18 protein-coding genes and 2 pseudogenes are annotated in these 16272 nt (G+C 64.9%); all 20 read left to right on the top strand.

Features of this window, described 5'->3' with window-relative positions; all coding sequences use genetic code 11:
• Nucleotides 1–47: 47 nt before the first annotated feature.
• The 20 genes and pseudogenes from BJL86_RS01825 (at nucleotide 48) to BJL86_RS01735 (ending at nucleotide 16019) form a co-directional block, all read left to right on the top strand.
• Nucleotides 48–1121 (top strand): SDR family NAD(P)-dependent oxidoreductase, encoded by a 1074-nt coding sequence (locus tag BJL86_RS01825; RefSeq protein ID WP_006897071.1) that lies wholly within the window; start codon nucleotides 48–50, stop codon nucleotides 1119–1121.
• A 99-nt stretch (nucleotides 1122–1220) separates the two neighbouring features.
• Nucleotides 1221–2552: an aromatic ring-hydroxylating dioxygenase subunit alpha gene (locus BJL86_RS01820; protein ID WP_006897070.1), complete on the top strand. Its 1332-nt coding sequence runs from the start codon at nucleotides 1221–1223 to the stop codon at nucleotides 2550–2552.
• Nucleotides 2549–3052 (top strand): aromatic-ring-hydroxylating dioxygenase subunit beta, encoded by a 504-nt coding sequence (locus BJL86_RS01815; protein ID WP_006897069.1) that lies wholly within the window; start codon nucleotides 2549–2551, stop codon nucleotides 3050–3052. Before BJL86_RS01820 ends, BJL86_RS01815 begins: the two co-directional genes overlap by 4 nt.
• Nucleotides 3030–3341 carry a hypothetical protein gene (locus BJL86_RS16950; RefSeq protein ID WP_006897068.1) on the top strand — a complete coding sequence of 104 codons (312 nt, stop codon included), beginning with the start codon at nucleotides 3030–3032 and terminating at the stop codon, nucleotides 3339–3341. The genes BJL86_RS01815 and BJL86_RS16950 overlap by 23 nt, the downstream gene beginning before the upstream one ends.
• Before the next feature lie 48 nt (nucleotides 3342–3389).
• Nucleotides 3390–4376, top strand: a complete 987-nt coding sequence (locus BJL86_RS01810; RefSeq protein WP_137809379.1) for an alpha/beta fold hydrolase — start codon at nucleotides 3390–3392, stop codon at nucleotides 4374–4376.
• Nucleotides 4376–5248, top strand: a complete 873-nt coding sequence (locus BJL86_RS01805; RefSeq protein WP_006897066.1) for a DODA-type extradiol aromatic ring-opening family dioxygenase — start codon at nucleotides 4376–4378, stop codon at nucleotides 5246–5248. Before BJL86_RS01810 ends, BJL86_RS01805 begins: the two co-directional genes overlap by 1 nt.
• Nucleotides 5245–5517, top strand: coding sequence for a hypothetical protein (locus BJL86_RS01800; RefSeq protein WP_006897065.1), 273 nt, complete (start codon nucleotides 5245–5247; stop codon nucleotides 5515–5517). The genes BJL86_RS01805 and BJL86_RS01800 overlap by 4 nt, the downstream gene beginning before the upstream one ends.
• Complete coding sequence (locus BJL86_RS01795) at nucleotides 5514–5759, top strand: ferredoxin (protein WP_006897064.1); 246 nt, start codon at nucleotides 5514–5516, stop codon at nucleotides 5757–5759. Before BJL86_RS01800 ends, BJL86_RS01795 begins: the two co-directional genes overlap by 4 nt.
• Nucleotides 5760–6242: 483 nt before the next feature.
• Nucleotides 6243–6749: pseudogene (locus BJL86_RS01790) on the top strand (helix-turn-helix domain-containing protein); the annotation flags it as partial.
• Nucleotides 6749–7450, top strand: a pseudogene (locus BJL86_RS01785) (ISL3 family transposase); the annotation flags it as partial. The pseudogenes BJL86_RS01790 and BJL86_RS01785, both read left to right, overlap by 1 nt.
• Nucleotides 7451–7584: 134 nt before the next feature.
• Complete coding sequence (locus BJL86_RS01780; protein WP_232229006.1) at nucleotides 7585–8499, top strand: alpha/beta fold hydrolase; 915 nt, start codon at nucleotides 7585–7587, stop codon at nucleotides 8497–8499.
• Nucleotides 8500–8537: 38 nt separating this feature from the next.
• Nucleotides 8538–9488, top strand: coding sequence for an MFS transporter (locus BJL86_RS17360; protein WP_006897060.1), 951 nt, complete (start codon nucleotides 8538–8540; stop codon nucleotides 9486–9488).
• A 75-nt stretch (nucleotides 9489–9563) separates the two neighbouring features.
• Nucleotides 9564–10430, top strand: coding sequence for an aldo/keto reductase (locus BJL86_RS01770; protein ID WP_006897059.1), 867 nt, complete (start codon nucleotides 9564–9566; stop codon nucleotides 10428–10430).
• 138 nt (nucleotides 10431–10568) lie between these two features.
• Nucleotides 10569–12032 carry an aromatic-ring-hydroxylating dioxygenase subunit alpha gene (locus tag BJL86_RS01765; RefSeq protein WP_006897058.1) on the top strand — a complete coding sequence of 488 codons (1464 nt, stop codon included), beginning with the start codon at nucleotides 10569–10571 and terminating at the stop codon, nucleotides 12030–12032.
• A 2-nt stretch (nucleotides 12033–12034) separates the two neighbouring features.
• On the top strand, nucleotides 12035–12646 hold the full coding sequence (locus tag BJL86_RS01760; protein ID WP_006897057.1) for a 3-phenylpropionate/cinnamic acid dioxygenase subunit beta: 612 nt from the start codon (nucleotides 12035–12037) through the stop codon (nucleotides 12644–12646).
• The gene (locus tag BJL86_RS01755; RefSeq protein ID WP_006897056.1) at nucleotides 12643–12948 is read left to right on the top strand and encodes a hypothetical protein; all 306 of its coding nucleotides are present in this window, start codon (nucleotides 12643–12645) and stop codon (nucleotides 12946–12948) included. Before BJL86_RS01760 ends, BJL86_RS01755 begins: the two co-directional genes overlap by 4 nt.
• Nucleotides 12949–12996: 48 nt before the next feature.
• A complete protein-coding gene (locus BJL86_RS01750; RefSeq protein WP_006897055.1) occupies nucleotides 12997–13194 on the top strand; it encodes a ferredoxin in 198 nt (65 codons plus the stop codon).
• Nucleotides 13191–14426, top strand: coding sequence for an NAD(P)/FAD-dependent oxidoreductase (locus BJL86_RS01745; RefSeq protein WP_006897054.1), 1236 nt, complete (start codon nucleotides 13191–13193; stop codon nucleotides 14424–14426). The genes BJL86_RS01750 and BJL86_RS01745 overlap by 4 nt, the downstream gene beginning before the upstream one ends.
• Nucleotides 14423–15172 (top strand): 3,4-dihydroxyphthalate decarboxylase, encoded by a 750-nt coding sequence (phtC, locus tag BJL86_RS01740; protein ID WP_006897053.1) that lies wholly within the window; start codon nucleotides 14423–14425, stop codon nucleotides 15170–15172. Before BJL86_RS01745 ends, phtC begins: the two co-directional genes overlap by 4 nt.
• A gap of 46 nt (nucleotides 15173–15218) precedes the next feature.
• Nucleotides 15219–16019 carry an IclR family transcriptional regulator gene (locus BJL86_RS01735; protein ID WP_006897052.1) on the top strand — a complete coding sequence of 267 codons (801 nt, stop codon included), beginning with the start codon at nucleotides 15219–15221 and terminating at the stop codon, nucleotides 16017–16019.
• The last annotated feature ends 253 nt before the right edge of the window (nucleotides 16020–16272 follow it).

Here is a 16272-nt window from a genome sequence, read left to right as displayed (position 1 = left end):
TATGTGTACTGCAATGCAGAAAGCCGTCCTAACTTGAGGAGAATTGGATGTCGGAGTCTGGTGGAGAAACCGTGGCCACTGCGCGGCAGCGTCAGCTGGTCGAGCGGGCACTCGGTGAGTGGCAGGGCGAGGCGGCGGGTCGAGTCATCGTTGTCACCGGTGGAGCCCGCGGCATCGGCCGTTCCCTCTGCGAGGGACTGTTGCGCGCCGGCGCCAAGGTCGTTGCAGCGGACCTGACGTGGGACGACGCTGACGACTTCCGCAAGCAGCTGGAGTCGGACGGCAGCGGCATGGCCGTCGACATGGACATCACCGACGACGACGCCCTCGACGCCGCCCGAGACGCTGTAATCGACAGGTTCGGGACCGTCGACGTCCTAGTGAACAACGCGTCTCTGGTCTCCGAAACCCTCTTCCCGCCCACAGGCCACCGGAACACCCTTGACACGACCGACCGCGACTGGGAGGTGATGTTCGGCGTCAACGTGTTCGGCACGCTGAAGGCCATCCGCCGGTTCATCGAGCCGATGCGGGCCCAGCAGCGGGGCAGCATCGTCAACGTCGTCAGCAGTGGCGTCCTGGCCGTCGCCGCCGGCGGCGGCTACCACGGGCTGCGCCCGTGGACGGTCGAGATGCCTTACCAGGCCACCAAGGCCGCCGTGATGGCGCTGACCTTCTACCTCGCCGAGGAAGTGCGCGGCGACGGGGTCGCGGTTAACGCGATCATGCCGGGGCACACCCGAGCGTCGTGGTTCGACGCCACCGCCCGGGCCTTCAACGAGCAGGGCATTGCCTACTTCATGCGCCCGGCGATTCCCGAGCACCTGCTGCCGATCTCGCTCTTCCTCGCCGCCCAGGACAGCGCGGGGACGTCCGGGCGCCTCTACTACGTGCCGGAGTGGAACTACGACCACGGCTACGGGGACTACGCCGCCTGGCAGGACCATGAGCTGCCTCCGGACATGGAGGAGATCTACAGCCGGCTGGAAGCCGCGACCCCGTCATACGAGCGGGCCGGCGTGGCCCACCTCCCCTTCGACGCGCAGGGTGCCCTGTACGCCGCGGGCATGGCAAACCTCGGGGCCCAGAACAGTTGGACCAGCAATGACAGCGCTCAGTGATACCGCAGACGCCCAGACGATCCGCCTACAGGTGGGCCGTTCGGGTCCGCCCTCCCATCTCACCTCACGCAACCCGTCAGACCCCGAGAGGACCCGATCATGACCAGCATTAGCGAACGCCCCGTTGACGTGGCCGCCGCAAGACTGCACGACCTGGTGAAGCCCGACGAGGGTGCCGTCAGCAGAACAGTCTTCGTCGACGAGGCAACCTACCGCAAGGAATTGGACCGGGTATTCACCAAGACGTGGTTGTTCATCGGCCACGAGTCCCAGTTGAGTGAGCCGGGCGACTACCTGACGAACTTCATGGGCGAGGACCCTGTGATCGCCACTCGCGGTGCGGACGGAGTGATCCGGGTGATGCTCAACTCCTGCGCCCACCGGGGCATGGCCGTGTGTAGCACCGACGCCGGGTCCTCGAAGTTCTTCCGCTGCCCCTACCACGGCTGGACCTACAGCAACAACGGCGATCTGATCGGTGCACCGCGCGCAGATACCGTCTACCATGGCGAGCTGGACAAGCCGCGCCTAGGTCTGAAGGCCGTTCCGCGGGTGGAGAACTACAAGGGCTTCATCTTCGCCAATTGGGACGAGGACGCCATCCCGCTGGTAGACTACCTCGGCGCTGACCAGCTCTGGTATCTGGACCTGGCCTTCGAGGCGCCGCTCGGCGGGCTCGAGGTGATCGGCCCCACGATGAAGTTCCGGATCAAGGCCAACTGGAAGCTGGCGGCGGAGAACTTCGCCGGCGACGACTACCACGTGCTCTACACACATGGGTCGGCCTTCCAGATCGGCTTCCTCCCCGATTACGACACGCTCGGCGACTACATCGCATACTTCGACCACGGCCACGGGATGGGCGACATCAGCAAGCCCGGCCGGGCCTATCAGAACGACGTCGGGATGGCTCAGCTCCTCGGGCCGGAGGCGATCGAGTACGTCAACGCCGTGCACGAGCGGCTCAAGGCCCGGGTCTCCCCGCTGCAGGCGGAGATGCACGGGCTCGGTCAGGGCAATATCTTCCCGAACCTGTCATGGATCAAGTTCGGCGTCTTCCACGTCTTCGGGCTCTTCCAATGGCACCCGAGGGGACCGGGTGAGATCGAGGTCTGGCAGACGGCGCTCTTCGACCGCGACGCGCCGCAGTCGGTCAAGGACTTCGCCCGCACCCAGATGTCCCAGGAGAACGCCGCGGCCGGGATCTTTGGCCAGGACGATGGCGAGAACTTCGAGCAAATCACCGAGTCCGCCCGAGGGGTGGTCTCCCAGACCCGGGATTTCAACTACGCGATGGGCCTGGGGCACGAGGGCGAGATCCACGAGGAGGGATACCCCGGCCATTTGGGGCCCCACTATTCGGAGCAGAACCACCGCAACTTCTATCGCTACTGGCTCGAACTCATGACCACCCCGGGAGAGCAGAAATGACCAATTCCCTCACCGATCTGCGCCGCGACGTCGAGGACTTCCTCTACAGCGAGGCCAAGATGCTCGACGAGCAACGCTACGACGAGTGGCTCGACCTGTTCACTGAGGATGTCCATTACTGGATGCCGATCACGGAGACCCGTGAGGTGCGGCAGCACCGGGACCACGTCCCCGGCGAGTGGTCGCTCATGGAGGAGGACGCCCGTTTCCTCGCCAAGCGGATGGAGCGCTTGGCCGGTGGCCTTGCCCACGCGGAGCAGCCGCGGTCGCGGACGCGCCGGTTCATCAGCAACGTCCTGGTCACCCCCGGGCCGGACGGCGACCTGGTAGCGGAGTGCAACTTCATCATCTTCCAGTCCCGGCGAGCCAACTCCGAGCAGTTCTTCGTCGGCTCCCGTCGCGACCGGATCGTGACCTCCGGTGAGAGCTGGAAGATCGCCGAACGGACCGTGCTCCTCGACCACCGGGTGTTGCCCCGTGCCATCTCCATCTTCTTCTGAGGCCCAGGCGGCTGACCTCGACGGCAGTCGGGACGTCGGGGCTGATGGCGCACCAGAGCCGAGTTCTTGGCTGCGCATCGGCTCTGCCGACGGCGAGCTCGTAGTCCGCAACGAGTTCGCCCGGGTGCGGGTACGCGCCGACCGAGACGGCAACGACCTTCGCCTGGCCATCCGTAGCCTGCGCACCGGCCGCGAGGTCTTCCTTGACGCGCTGCAGCTGGAGAGCCTCACCTGGCTCGACGAGAGGGCCTACACGACATTGCTCTCCGAGCCGTTCGGACCGGAGTGACCGACCATCCCGCACCGGCCGCACGGCCGAACAGAGAGGAGCTTCAACGTGACGAGCACTGAAGGGGGAATGGCCCAGCCCCAGGGGAACTCGTTCTGGGTGGACCTGCTGGGAACCGAGGTCCGGTACCGCCAGGCGAGCTCTTACCGCACCCGCAGCATCGAGGCAGGCGCCGGTGAGCCGGTAGTCCTGCTGCACGGCGTGAGCGGGCACGCCGAGACCTGGGTGCGCAACGTCGCCGTCCTCGGCCGGGACTTCCGCGTGCATGCCATTGACATGCTGGGTCATGGCTTCACCGACAAGCCGCAGATCGAGTACTCGATCCGCGCGCTCGCCGAGCACGTGCTCGGCTTCCTCGACGAGATCGGCGCCTCGCGAGCCCACCTGGTCGGGCAGTCTCTCGGTGGCTGGGTCGCGGCGTTTCTCGCCGTCCACCACCCCGAGCGGGTCGCCTCGCTCGTCAGCGTCACCGGGGCGGGGCTGCAGGTGGACGCCGACGGTGCCACGCTGACCGAGAACGTCGGCCGGCAGGTCGCGGAGGCTACCACCAAGGCTCTGGACACCCCGACCCGGGAGAAGGTCCGGACTCGGCTGGAATGGCTGGTCCATGACCCGTCCGTGGTCACCGACGAACTGGTGGAGACCCGGTACCGGATCTACGCCAGCCCGGACTTCGCCGCCACCGCCGGTGACATGGTCGCCGCATTCACCTCCCGGCCCCGGCCGGAGGAACTGCTGACCGCCGAGCGGCTCGCGACGATCAACTGCCCGACGCTCGTGCTGTGGACCCGGCAGAACCCGACCATGCCGTGGACGGTGGGGGAGGCGGCCAGCCGGATCATTCCCGATGCAACGTTCCGTCTGATGGAGGACGCCGGTCACTGGCCGCAGTTCGAGAAGCCGGCGGAATTCCACGCTGTCGTCGGCGGTTTCGTGCGTTCGGTCACCGCGGGGCGCCGAGGTGGGCGCACCGACGGCGACGGCGACGGCGGCCCCACGGATCCGGCCACCAACCGGCAACGGGCGGCCCGCTGATGGGCAGGCTGGTAGGTGCGTACGCGACGTCCCACACGGCGATGATGATCCGAAAGCTCCAACCGGACAACGACGTGCACGCCGCAGTCCATCAGGCCTTCGCTCAGGTGCGTGCGGAAATTGACCGGCTGTCCCCTGACGTGCTCGTCGTCGTCAGCAGCGAGCACCTAGCATCCTTCAGCTACGACAGCTTTCCGCAGATATGCGTCGGAATCGGAGAGATAGCCACCGGTTGGGGCGATGGAGGAGTGGCCAGCGCCGAGGTCCCACTTGCTGGCGCCTTCGCTGCCCAGCTGCTCTCCGAAGGGGTGGCCGCCGGATTCGACCTCGCGTTCTCCGCCAACCCGAAGATCGACCATGCGTTCATGGCACCATTGACCCTGATCCGACCAGAGATGGACATCCCGGTGGTCCCGGTGTTCCAGAACGCCAACACCGAGCCTCTGCCACCCCTGTGGCGCAGCGCCCAACTGGGGGAACTGCTGCGCGACGTCATTACGCGGCGGCCCGCAGCCGAAACAGTGGTCGTGCTCGGGACCGGCGGGCTCTCCCACTGGGTCGGCACGCCGGAGATGGGCCAGATCAACTCCGCCTTCGACGAGCGATTCCTGCAGCACGTGCGCGCAGGGGACCTCGGCGCGATCCTCGCCATGAAGACCGCCGACGTCCTCGCTGAGGCCGGCAATGGTGCCCCGGAGATCTGCAACTGGGTCACCGCGATGGCCGCCGCGTCCCGTCAGGAGGGCTGGGGAGTGTCGGAGCCTGAGCGGACGGCCCGTGGGCCGAGAGGGGTCGTCCTGGCATACGAGTCCGTCCCGGACTGGGCGACCGGGATCGCGCTGGCTCGGTTGGCCCCCGAGGAGGAACCGTGAACTTACCCCTGGACCAGGTCATCCGCCGGGTCGTCCGGGATCCGGAGTTTCGTTCTATTGCGGAAGAGTCGGGCCAGCTCGCGGCCGACCTCGCAGGCGTACGGCTGGCCGATCTTGCGGCCGTCCTGGAGGGCGACCTGGTCACCCTCCAGCAAAGGGGCGCCCACCCACTGCTGATCATGCAGCTGGCCGGCGCGCTCAGGATCGATCCGATGCGGCGCTTCGCCGCCGAACAGACTGCCCATGACTTAACCACGGAGGGACGATGAACATGATGAACATTACGGTGGACCTCGAGCGGTGTGAGGGCTTCGCCTCGTGCGTTGTGACCGCGCCCGAGCTCTTCGACCTCGATGACGAGCGAAGCGTCGCCGTCGTTCTGGAGCCTGTTGACGGTGGCCCCCGCACCCGCGCCTTAGCGCTCGAGGCCGCCGCGAGCTGCCCGATGCGGGCCATCACCGTCTCCGACCCCCTGGTGGACGAACCATCGCTGCCGCGGCGCGGCCGGTGACCGACGGAGTTTCGCCGGACGCGGTGGCAACCGCGGTCGAGAACGAACCCCGTCGGGCGGCGGTGGCCGGTACGCCCTGTGCCCCGGTTCGTGAACGTGCTACCACCGACGTTAGCGGCCGGCTGCGCCGTTCAGCAGGTTCTCTCCGCTCGCGCTCTCGGTTGGAGGGGTGGCAGCCGCAATGGCCGATCGCTGAGCGGGTCAACGACCACGTTGTCAGACCGGGCGACTCGCGATCCGGGGCTCGATGCCAGCATCCCGGGCTGCCACGCGTACAGCATTTGGTCGCCGCGGCGGGCATATCGTTGACGCCCAAGAGGATACCGGCCTGCCTTCCTGCCGCACCTCGGGCACTGGCCCAGTCGGCTAGATGTACTGACCACGGAGGTTGTGTCTCCGGTCGGCATGGCGAGATGAAATGAGGAAGACCTCCGTGTGAGGTGTGAAAGCGACCAAGCAACCACACCCACAACGGAGGTCTTCGTGTCCCACGCTAACGCGACCTTGACGCCCACGGGAAGACTGCGCCTGGCCCGGTGTGTCGTCGAAGACGGCTGGCCCCCGGCCCGAGCTGCGGAACGGTTCGGTGTCTCGGTCACCACGGCCCGACGCTGGGCCAGCCGGTATCGCGAGCAGGGCAAGGCCGGCATGGTTGACCGCTCCAGCCGGCCGCACACCTGCCCCCACCGCACCCCGCGTCGTCGGGAGCGCCGGGTGATCGGCCTGCGCGTATCGCGCCGGTGGGGGCCAGCCCGAATCGCTTACCACCTGGGAATGCACCCCTCGACGGTGCACAAGATCCTGTCCCGCTTCGGGTGCGTGCGCCTGGCGTTCACCGACCCGGCCACCGGCGCCCCGGTGCGCGCCACCAAGCGACGCCCGCAGCGCTATGAGCACGCCGCACCGGGCGATCTGGTGCACGTGGACATCAAGAAGCTCGGACGCATCCCCGACGGCGGCGGGCACAAGTTCCTCGGCCGCGCCAAAGGATGGTCCCGGGCCGTTCGGCGAAGGTCCTCACCGAGTGGCTCAACGCCCGCGACCAGGCATTTCGAGACCGAGTCAAGGTGGTCACGATGGACGGGTTCGCCGGCTACCACTCCGCCGCAGCCAAGGCCGTGCCCGCAGCACGCACGGTGATGGACCCGTTCCACGTCGTGCATCTTGCCGCCGACAAGCTCACCGTGTGCCGCCAACGCATCCAGCAGGCCACCACCGGGCACCGGGGCCGCACCGGCGATCCGCTGTACGGCATCCGCAGGACGCTCAACACCCGGGCAGGGCTGCTGACCGACAAACAGAAAGTGCGCTTGTTCAAGGCGTTCACCGCCAACGATGCGCACGCGGCGGTGGAGGTCACCTACGGCGTCTACCAGCGACTCATCGCCGCCTACGAGGCCTCGGGCAAGCGGGAGGGCAAGATCGCGATGTACAAGCTCCTGCGCTCGATCCGGACCGGGGTGCCCACCGAGCTGCCCGAGCTCGCCCAGCTCGGCCGGTCGCTATGGAAGCGGCACCGCGAGATCCTCGCCTACTTCGACGTGGGTGCCTCCAACGGCCCCGTCGAGGCCATCAACGGCAGGCTCGAACACCTCCGCGGAATCGCCCTGGGCTTCCGCAACCTCAAGCACTACATCTTGCGGTCACTGATCCACTCCGGACAGCTTCAGGATCGGATCAATGCACTCTGAATCCGGAAGGGCCCTTTCTATTGACAGTCGATGCGGAGGCGCGTAGCTTTCAGGCACACGCAGAAGAGATTTCTACTGGCCAGAACTACCACGTCGGTAGGGGTCGAACTGCGATGAATTGTTCAATCGTTATCGTGCACAGAAAGGCGTTATCCGTGCCAAGCTCTTCAATCACCCAGAAGTTCCATTTCGTCGATGTGAAAGGGGTTCAGACGCGTTATTTCGACGACGGCCAGGACAAGGATCCGATCCTCCTCATCCATGGGGGGCATTTCGGGTTCTTCATACCGGCCGGAATCGAATCCTGGGGCAACGTTCTAGAGGATTTCGGCGAGTACGGCCGTGTCCTCGCGGTCGACAAACTCGGTCAGGGCGAGACTGGTCTCCCGCTGAATGACGAAGACTGGACTGTCGACGCGGTCGCCGAACACGTTGCGAACTTTGCAACTCAGTTGGGGCTCAAGAACCTGACCCTGGTGGGTCACTCGCGCGGCGGCATGACGGCGGTCCTTCTCGCGTTGAAGTACCCTGAGATGGTAAAGAAGCTGGTCATCATCAGCAGTGCGACTGCGGCACCGGCGCCGCCCGTCGGAACCGACATGGACTTCTACGAGCGAGTCGAAAGGACTGCCCCCGGAGGTTCGGCCGAGTTGATCCGTCACTATCATGCTGCCCAGGCGGTTAATGAGGGAGATCTGCCCGAGGACTACATCGGGATCGCCACAAAGTGGCTCGAGAGCGAAAAGCAGCGCGACGCTGTCGCCGGATATGCACGCAATGCGGAGGAGCACTGGTTGCCTAGCCTCAGCGAGGGCAGGCGCTGGGTTCAGGAACGGCTTGCCGACGCAGGAATCCCGGTGCCGACGCTGGTTGTGTGGGGAGTCAATGATCGATCGGCGCCGGTGTCGATGGGTAAGGGGCTCTTCGATCTGATCGCTGCCAACACCCTGGATAGCTCGCTCTATCTCATCAACAACGCTGGTCATCACGTGTTCAGTGACCAGCGCGAAAAGTTCAACGCCGCGGTTGGTGCGTTCATCTCGCTTTAGCAGAACCCTTCGTCGGTCTTTCGTGCTCGAAAGACCAGATGTCTGATACAAACAACTTCGAAGAGGAAGCTGGATCCGGGCTGATGATCGCGATCTCGTGCGCACTGCTCGCGATTTCTCCCGCGGTCGTGTTTTTTGTCGCGTCCCAGTTGGTCCAGGGAATAGCCCGGGCGTTCTTCTGGACCAGCAGCCAGACCCACGCCGTTCGTACATCCGCCGCACCGGTCAGTGGCCTCCGGGACGTCAATCTGGCGGCGGGGATCGGTGCGCTTCTCGGCCCCACGGTGGCCGGATACCTCTGGGAGGCCTCGGTGCAACTGCCACTCATGATGGGGATCGTCGCAGGTTCCGTCGCCGTCGTCCCCGCGGCCTTGTTGATCAGGTTTCCCCCGTTCGCGGCCAGGCCTTCTTCACCCACTGGCAGGGATGTCCGTCTGTGGCGACGACCCGGTGTCAACGCTGCCTGCTGGATGAACACGGGCGCAGGGGTTTGGAAAAGCCTTCTAAACTCCTACGTCCCTTTGGCCCTGTCCCTGGCAGGCCAACCGGCTGCAGTCATCGGTATCCTGCTCTCCATCGCCAACGCCACCGTTCTCGTCGGTAGTACCGCCAGCGGGTGGGTCCGGCGCCGGGGCGTCAGGGCGTCTCTGGTCATCGGGATGATAGCTACAGGGCTGGGACTGGCCGCAGTGGGACCGTTCGCCGGTCTGACCGCCCCGGTGGCCATTGCCCTGGCCATCTCCGGCATCGGTGCCGGGGTCCTGCAGACCGTCGGTCCGGCCATCGCAGCGGAGAAGGTGCACCCAGAAGAACGCGGAGACGCCCTCGCATTGACGGGCACTTTCCGCGCCACGGCGCTCTTCCTCTCACCGCTGGGCATGGCCGGGCTGGTCACCCTCGTTCCGGTGACCGCGGCCCTGCTGGCCGCGGGCCTGCTCATCATCACCCCAGCTGCAACCACCTGGAGATCCAACAAAGATGTCGACTGACCGACACAGACCCCGAGGCTCGCGCTATTTGCCTCCGGTGACAAGAAAGCAAGACGTTTCGACGAGAGGCTGTCCATGACGACGAAAACCCATCCGAGCGATGACCCCGCAACGGTCCCGAGGCTCCGACTGCGGCACGGGCATAGCATTCCGCATCTGGGCCTGGGCACCTGGCCACTGGTGGGGGAAGAGTGCGAGACGGCCGTCCGCTACGCCATTCAAAGCGGCTACCGGCTCGTCGACACCGCGTTCCAGTACCGCAATGAAGACGCGGTGGGACGCGGTGTCCGCACTGCCGGCGTTGCGCGTGAAGAGCTGTTCGTCTCCAGCAAGTTCAACAAGGAGTCCCACAGCGTCGACGGTGTGCAGAGGGCCTACGACCGCAGTCTCCAAGCCTTGGGCCTGGACTACCTGGACATGTTCATGTGCCACTGGCCCGTGCCGGCCTTGGACCAGTACACCGAGGCATGGAGAGGCCTCGTCAAGCTCTTGGACGAAGGCCGTGTCAAAGCGATCGGTGTCTCCAATTTCAAGCCGGACCATTTGGAGAAGGTCATTGCCGCGACCGGCGTGGTTCCTGACGTGAACCAGATCCAGCTCAGCCCCGATCTCGCACGGCTACCCCCGCGGGCAGTGCACCAGGACCTGGGCATCATTACCGAGGCCTGGAGCCCTATTGGTCGCGAATCGGGACTGCGTGACCACCCCATCGTGGTGCAGATCGCGCAACGGACAGCAAAGAGTCCGGCGCAGGTTCTGCTCCGCTGGCACGTCCAGCAAGGAATCGTCCCGATCCCGCAGGCCGCCAAACCCGCATGGCTGGTCGAGAACATCTCGGTGTTCGATTTCTCCCTGACTGCCGAGGAAATGGCCGCCCTGGCGAGGCTGGACCGCGGAGAGAACGCCGCCCGCGACTCCGACTCCCCCGAAAACGGCCACTGACCCTTGCCGCACCCACCCGTACCTGGCACGAAGAGTGGGAGGGGTTGACGTAGATCACAAAATGCGGAAACCTCTTCACGACAGAGTGGACCTCTGCTCTACAGACTGACTGATCGATGATCGAGAAGGAGCTCTCCCATGGCAGACCATCACGGCGTCCTCGAGGACGTACGGCGGGGCATGATCCCTGCACATATCTACAACGACAAAGAGCTCTTCGAACTCGAGAAGGAACGTCTCTTCAGCCGCAGCTGGCTGTTCGTCGCCCACGAGTCGGAGGTCCCCGAGGCTGGTGACTACGTGGTCCGCAGGGTCCTCGAGGACTCGTTCATTATCTCTCGGGACGAACAGGGCCAGGTCCGGGCCCTGTTCAACATGTGCCTCCACCGGGGCATGCAGGTGTGCCGGGCGGAGATGGGCAATGCCTCCCACTTCCGTTGCCCGTACCACGGTTGGTCTTACCGCAATGACGGGCGCCTCGTTGGCCTGCCGTTTCACAAGGAGGCATACGGCGGGGAGGAAGGCTTCAAGAAGAAGGGCCAGACCTTGTTGCCTGCTCCCTCGCTGGCCACGTACAACGGTCTGATCTTCATCAGCATGGACCCGGATGCCGAGCCCCTGGAGGAGTTCCTGGGGGACTTCAAGTTCTACCTGGACTACTACACGAAGCAGAGCGCGGACGGCATCGAGCTGCGTGGCCCTCAGCGTTGGCGGGTCAAGGCGAACTGGAAGATCGGGGCCGAGAACTTCGCCGGGGACATGTACCACACGCCCCAGACCCACACCTCGGTGGTGGAGATCGGCCTCTTCCGCGAGCCCAAGGCGGAGAAGCGCAAGGACGGCACCACGTACTGGGCTGGCAACGGTGGCGGCACCACTTACAAGCTGCCCGAAGGTGGCCTGGAGGAGCGCCTGCGCTACGTGGGCTACCCGGACGAGATGATCGCCCGGATGAAGGAGCAGTGGACCCAGGAGCAGCTCGACGTGGTCGGCAAGGACGGGTTCATGATCTCGGCGGCCTCACTGTTCCCGAACATGAGCTTCGTCCATAACTGGCCGCGGGTCGAAGAGGGCTCCGACGAGGTGCTCCCCTTCATCTCTATCCGCGTGTGGCAGCCGATCAGCGAGAACGAGACGGAAGTCCTCTCGTGGTTCGCCGTCGACAAGAACGCGCCGGAGGAGTACAAAGCGCTTTCCTACAAGGCGTATCTCATGTGCTTCGGCAGTGGCGGCATGTTCGAGCAGGACGACGTCGAGAACTGGGTGTCCCTCACCAATACTGCCGCCGGCTCCATGGCACGGCGTCTGCTGCTCAACAGCCGGATGGGCATGCTCGAGAACGGCGAGAACGTCGTCGAGGCCCTGTCCCCCGAGGAATACTCGGGACCCGGCGCCACCCGTGTCGGCTACAGCGAGTACAACCAGCGGGAGTTGTTGCGCCGGTGGGCCGATCACCTCGAACGTCCGGTAGAAGCCGCAGCGCAGGTGCACGTGGGCTCGGACCCGGTGCAAGCGCCACCGGCCGCCGGATCGGGGCCCGCCCGCCCGGCCTGCGGCAGCGCAGAGACCGCGCCCGCAGCAACCCTTCACGAGGAGGTCTGATCATGAGTGTTGGAACGGCACACGAGAACGAGAACTTGACGCTGTCCGAACAATCGGCGCTGGGAGCCCACGCCCCGCGTACTCAGCGGACGGGGCAGACCCTGCCTTTCAACGATGAACTTCACCTGGAGGCGCATCGTTGGCTGGTCGATGAGGCGTACCTGTTGGACGCCCAGGACTACGACGAGTGGCTCTCCCGGATCGCCGATGACGTGCACTATCTCATGCCCGTCCGCGTCACCACTGCCCTGGGCGCCGGATACTCCACCTCACCGGGGATGGCGCACTGGGACGAGAACAAGTACTCGCTCAGTCGCCGCGTGGCACGCTTCGCCACCGAGCACGCGTGGACCGAAGACCCCCCATCACGGCTGCGCCACTACATCACCAACGTGCGCACCTTCCGCACCCCCGACCCGCAAGAGATCATCGTGGACTCGGCGGTTCTTCTCTTCCGCAGCCGTGGTGACGTCGGGGAGTCCTCCACTGTCTCGGCAGGACGCGAGGATCTCCTCCGCCGTACCTCATCCGGGTCCGGGTGGGAGCTGGCCCGTCGCACCATCATGGTCGACGAGTCGGTCATCCGCATGCAGAACCTGGCGATCTTCCTGTGAAACTGGAATGGGAAGGCGAGGAGGAAGACCGCCTCGCGGCGATCCAGGCCACCGAGGAACGCCGCCGGCTCGAAGAGCACGTCACCGGCAAGCCGATCGTGATCGCTAACGAGTTCTCGGAGGTCCAGGTCACCCGCATCGAGACCCGCAACGGTTCGCGGCTGATGATTCAATCTCCTCGTTCGGGCCAGTGGGTAACGCTCTGTCCGCTGGAACTGGAGTCCCTGACCTGGCAGGCCCCGGCCACGTTCTCGGCCATGATCGGACACCCTTTCGGGCCGCTCGTGGCCGAAGACGAATAAACACCCCAACCGCCAGAGCACCACCGTCTCAAGCTAAGGAGTTCGACCATGCCCGTTGTAAAAGCCGATCTGCAGGCCTGTCAGGGATACGCGAACTGCGTCGTCGGAGCCTCTGACTACTTCGACCTGGACGACGACGGGATCGTCGTGCTGCTCCAGACCGAAGTCCCCGAAGCCGACCGCGCCCGCGTCACCGAAGCCGCGCGCAGCTGCCCGGTCTCCGCACTGGTGGTAGAGGACGCATGAGCCCGGGCACCGTCGTCGTCGTCGGGTCCTCCATTGCCGGGGTGCGCACCGCGCAGTCCCTCCGGCTGGAAGGCTATAAGGGGGAGATCATCCTCGTGGGAGAAGAGACCGAACTTCCCTACGATAAGCCGCCATTGTCGAAATCCGTTCTTGCGGGATCCGCCGACGAGGACTCTATCCGGCTGCTGACACAGGAGCAGGCCGATGCCGAGGACATCCAACTCTTGCTGGGGCACCGCGCTGTCGATCTGGACGTCGCCGAGAACCTGCTGAAGCTTGAAGGGCATGACCCCCTTCGCTACGACAACCTCGTCATTGCCACCGGAGCATCACCCCGGCCCTCTCCCTGGGGCCAGTCTCCAGGGATTCACGTGCTGCGCACCCTTGAGGACGCCCGCGAACTACGTGGGGACCTTCTCCGGGGTGGGGCGCTGGCCGTTATCGGGGCAGGGTTCATCGGCGCCGAAGCGGCAGCCACCGCCCGCGGCCTGGGATTGGAGGTCACCGTCATCGACCCGGTGCCCGTGCCCATGAGCCGCCTCTTTAACCCTGAGATCGGCCAGTGGTTCGCAGACCTTCACCAGGACAACGGGGTCGACACCATGTTCGGCACCGGAGTGGAAGCTATCGAAGGCGAGGAGGGCAACTTCTCCCTCCACCTGACCAACGGTGAGAGCGTTCAGGCGGCCACCGTGCTGATCGGTATTGGCGTCATCCCCAATGACTCCTGGCTTAGCGCATCCGGCCTGCTGGTGGACAACGGGGTCGTGCTCAACGAGTACTGTCAAGCCCTCGACGCTGCGAACGTGTACGCCGTCGGCGACGTAGCCCGCTGGCGCCACCAGAAGCACGGCGAGGACGTCAGGACCGAGCACTGGACTAACGCGGTGGAACAGGCCGCCTGCGTGGCCTACAACATCATCCATCCGGAACAGCCGCGCGCCTACACGCCCATTGAATACGTGTGGAGCGACCAGCACGACTGGAAGATCCAGGTCGTGGGACGCGTCGGAGGCAATGTCGACCACGTCCTCATCGGACACCCGCAGGTCCACGGCAAGTTCGCCGCCCTCTACACCATCGACGGCACCACCGTCCGGGGCGCAGCCATCGTGAACTGGCCCAAAGCCCTCATTGCCTGCCGTCTGGGCATGGCCAGGGGCATCACGGTGCAGGATCTGCGCGCCAAGCTCGAACCCCAGTTGGAGCCACCGCCGAGGAGGGCGTCATGACACCCGGAAACTTGCTGCCCCAGACCGAGAGCGTCAGCCGGGAACGTATCGCCCTCGCCTGCCGGGTCTTGGCCCATCGGGGCCTTGCAGATGGAATCTTGGGTCACATCAGCCTGAAAATTACCGACAGCACATTGCTGGTGCGCTGTCGCGGCCCGTACGAACGCGGACTGGCGTATACGCAAGCCGAAGACATCCGCATGGTGGACCTCGACGGCAATCCCGCCGCCGACGGCGAGCTCGCGGGCGGATACACGGTCCCCAACGAACTGCCGCTGCACACCGAGCTCTTCCGGCGCCGCCCAGACATCCGGGCTGTCGTTCACGCCCATCCCCCGCGAGTGGTTGCCGCCGACCTGGCAGGGCTTGCAGTACGCCCCATCGTAGGGGCGTACGACATTCCCGGAGCCCGCCTCGCCGCCAACGGGGTGCCCGTCTATCCCCGCGGAGTACTCATCCGCGACCGTCGGCTCGCCACCGAAATGGCCGATGCTATGGGAACAAGGCCCGTTGTTGTGCTGCGGGGCCACGGCCTCACCAGCGCGGCCGAAACCGTCGAGCAAGCAGTTCTCCAGGCCATCAGCGTGGACGGCCTGTCCGGGTTGGCACTGCAAGTGACTTCGGCTGGTGGGCACCTCGTCGATCTGCCCGACGCCGATATGGCCGAACTGCCCGACCTCGGAGGAGCATTCAACACAGAGACTGCTTGGAGACATGAACTCGCACGACTTGGTGAGCCTCGTTGATGGCCTGCGCCCTAGCCGGACAGAGACTGAACCCCCGGTCAGTAACATGAAGCTCATGTCCGCATCACGGGCGGAGGACGACTCCAGATACGGCCCTCCTCCGCAGTACCCCATCGAATCCGTCGACAACGCACTCCGATTGTTGCTGCTCTTCGAGACTCGGCCGAGCATCCGGCTCACCGATGCCAGCAAGTACCTCGGAGTGGCGTCATCTACGGCCCATCGCCTCATGGGGATGCTCCTCTACCGAGGTTTCGTACGGCAGAACCCTCAGACCAAAGCGTACGAACCCGGACAAGCACTCAGCTCCATCGCCTTCGCCATACGGCGCCACGTCGACATCGGAACGCTAATTCGTCCAGCAATGGAAAGGGTATTCGAGGCAACCGGAGAGACGGTGCACTTTGCCGAGCTCAAAGGCTCGAACGCACACTTTCTGGAGGCCATCGAAAGCCAACGTGCCGTCCGCGTTGCCTCACGTCAAGGTGCGATGCTTCCTGCCAACTGCACTGCAACGGGCAAAGCAATGCTGAGCCTACTCACCACGGAACAACTGCATGCCCTGTACCCGTATGAGGAGCTCCCGGGTCTCACCAAGGGATCTATCATTTCCCGTTCCGATCTGGAGCGTGCCCTCGAAACGATTCGGCAAACCGGGTACTCAACGAGCCAGGAAGAAAGCGAAGACGGCGTCATGTCAGTCGCTGTTCCCATCACCAGCCCGAGCGGAGGATACTACGGGATCAATGTATCCGTGCCCGCTCACCGCATGACTGAACAACTCCGCACAGAACTCGGAGCTATGCTCCAGACAGTCGCCAAAGAAATCCAGAACTTGCTCGTTTAAGGATCTCGACGGCCGGTGACGGTGGTGCTGTGGACAGGACCACCTCAGGCCAGCGGCGATTCCAGAGAGTCGATTCTCCGCAGTCGGAGCCCGAAGAAGAAGGAAATGACCACGGCGACGGTTGCCATAGTGACGAGCATCGCCCAGGTCAGTGTCGAGTTACCGAGGCTAACCCGGGTGATTCATGGGAATCTGCGGATCGCTGGGCGAAAATAGACCGAAGTGCTTCCTGAACAGGGGAAACTGGGACTTG

It is taken from the genome of Dietzia timorensis (assembly GCF_001659785.1).
GTDB lineage: Bacteria > Actinomycetota > Actinomycetes > Mycobacteriales > Mycobacteriaceae > Dietzia > Dietzia timorensis.
This window is presented reverse-complemented; position numbering and strand designations above follow the sequence as displayed.